The following is a 2615-nucleotide window of genomic DNA, read 5'->3' on the forward strand; positions in this document are numbered from 1 at the left end:
GACGGTGGGTGGAAGAGGCGCTGGCGGGCTGTGGTGTTCTCCGCGAGGTCCCCCAACGTGCTGCGGTCCGGTTGTCAGCCGAGACGGTGAGGAATCTGCATGGTTAGGTACGGGATCTCGCCGCAGGGTATGGGTATTTGTTCTGGACCAGGCACTTACCCTCGAGTAGGCACAGTCACGGAGGCAAGACCAATGGAGGTGCCTTTGTCGCGGCCCGACATATCCCCGGAAGACAAGCAAGCGGTGCTGTCCGTGCTGGAGACACCGTTTCTGGCCCTCGGCCCGAAGTTGCAGGAGTTCGAGAGAACCGTAGCCCAGTATGTGGGCACCCGCTTTGGAGTAGCGGTCAACAGCGGCACCAGCGCCCTTCACCTCCTGGTGCGCGCATTCGGGATAGGGGAAGGGGACGAGGTCATCACCACCCCGTTCAGCTTCATAGCCTCGTCCAACTGTGTCCTCTATGAGCGCGCTCGCCCCGTCTTCGTGGATGTGGAGGCGGAGACGGGTAACATCAACCCCGAACTGATCGAGGCCGCTATTACCCCGCGGACCAAAGCAATCATCCCGGTTGATGCCTTCGGCCAGCCAGCCCGCCTGGACGCTATCCGCGACATAGCCGATCAGCATGGACTGGTAGTGATCGAGGACTCCTGCGAATCCCTGGGCTCCGAGTACAAGGGTCGGAAGTGTGGCTCCCCCGCTTATGCCCATGCCGCTGCCTTTGCCTTTTACCCCAACAAGCAGATCACCACTGGGGAAGGCGGCATGATCGTCACCGACGACCCGGAGGTAGCCCGTCTCTGTCGGAGCATGCGGAACCAGGGCCGGGGGGACGCGGGGGTCTGGTTGTCCCACGAACGGCTGGGCTACAACTACCGCATGGACGAGCTTTCCGCTGCCCTGGGCATAGCTCAGATGAGGCGCATCGAGGAAGTGCTCGCGAAACGTGAGCGCGTGGCACGCATGTACACGGAGCGTCTCTCACGGGTACCCGGCATCCGCGTCCCGTATGTGGCTCCCGAAGTCACGCGCATGTCGTGGTTCGTCTACGTGGTGAGGGTCGAAGAAGGCGTCGAACGCGACGCCGTGATGCAGTACCTGCTCGACAACGGCATCGGTTGCCGCCCCTACTTTACGCCCATCCACCTGCAGCCCTTCTACCGTGAGCTTTTCGGATACAAAGAGGGCGACTTCCCCGTCACCGAATTCCTGGGCCGCTGTTCTATCGCTATTCCCTTCCACAACCATCTGACCGAGGACGAGGTCGAGTACGTGGCCCAGAAGCTGGAGGAGGCGGTGGCGAGGAAGTAAGCAGCGAGCGATCTCCCGAAGGCCGTTACTGTTACCCTTTCCGTGCCCATTTTGGGGGGCCTTGGCGGCTAAGAGGTGTGGTCCATTCTTATGAGCCTTGCGGTTGAGTCTTGAGCGGTGAGAACTTGTGCCACGGGTGGTGCCTCTTCTGAAGCGTCGTGGGCTTCCTGGCGAGTCAGATGGCTCTCGTTCTGTCGGCCGTGCCCTTGGCCGTCATCGCCCCTGGACCATCCGGCTGGGTCACCGGGGCCGGTGTTCTTCCGCCAAGGCGTCTTGCACGGGCAACCGACTATGCGGGGGCTGGTCCTGTGCCGGGAGGTCACGAACGAACAGTTCCCGGTACCGGGGTTTGGTGGGTTCGCGTAGCTCTTTCTATGTCGCGACGTGCCACAGTTAGCCGAGGGGGCCTACAGCTTTGAGTTGTGGGGCAGCCTTGGGAGCCTCGCTGTTGGTCAGGGTCCGGCTGTCGGGCAGAGGTGTGGTGTGGTCATGGAAAAGCAGGAATCAGAAAGCATAGATGCCGGCAGAGGTGCTGAGTGTTTGATCTGTGGCTCTTTCGTCCGGCGTCCAGTCGCCGTGCACTTCCTGTATACAGCGCGGCCTGCCGGCAGATGGACCGCTATCTACCGCTGTGGACGGTGCGGGGTGTACTTTCGTTCCCCTCCGAGCGCACTAGAGCTGAAGATGCATTTTGAGAATGTAGCGTATTCAGACGTCACCAACTGGAGGGCCTATATCGTTGAGCGACTGCCGTTTTTCCGGTTATGTGCAAACGAGCTCATCCGTTACCTCAAGAGTTATGCGAGGGGAGAGTCCCACGGGAAGCTACGCCTCCTTGACGTTGGATGCGGCTTCGGGGAGTTCGGTGTTGTCTTACGCGATTGCGGGTTTGAGGTATCAGGCGTAGAACCCATCGCGCATGTTCGCGAGCTGGCTCGTGGTCGCGGGTTTTCCGTCTGGTCGAGCGTCCACGAGGCAGCTGGGCCTTTCGATGTGATTTCCTTCATAGACATCTTCTACTATTTAACCAACCCAGTGGACACGCTGGTGAGATGTGCGAAGCTCCTTAGGGAGAATGGCTGCCTGTTTATGCGGCTGACGAACCGAAACATGTGGGTACGCAGCTACTTGTTCTTCACAGGTCTGCGCCGCCTGCGGTTCCGTGGCCTCCCGGTCATCCCAAACTGGCTGATCGGTGACGCCATCGTGTCCTACAGTCCGTTGGCTGTCAAGCGCATGCTTGCTTCATGCGGCTTCTCGAACGTTACAGTAAGGCCAGAAAGGCCAAGCGACTTCCGTGGAAA

The 2615-nt window shown here is 60.3% G+C and carries 2 protein-coding genes; both read left to right on the forward strand.

What is annotated here, in order from left to right:
* The first annotated feature begins 192 nt into the window (after positions 1 to 192).
* Positions 193 to 1311 (forward strand): DegT/DnrJ/EryC1/StrS family aminotransferase, encoded by a 1119-nt coding sequence (locus tag AB1609_20730; protein ID MEW6048869.1) that lies wholly within the window; start codon positions 193 to 195, stop codon positions 1309 to 1311.
* 489 nt (positions 1312 to 1800) lie between these two features.
* The coding region (locus tag AB1609_20735; protein MEW6048870.1) for a class I SAM-dependent methyltransferase at positions 1801 to 2615 on the forward strand (815 nt) is incomplete at its 3' end.

The sequence above is a fragment of the Bacillota bacterium genome (genome assembly GCA_040754675.1).
Lineage (GTDB): Bacteria > Bacillota > Limnochordia > Limnochordales > Geochordaceae > Geochorda.

Coding starts and splice junctions, on each gene's coding strand:
- AB1609_20730 (MEW6048869.1), top strand. CDS start 193: ATGGAGGTGCCTTTGTCGCGGCCCGACATATCCCCGGAAGACAAGCAA.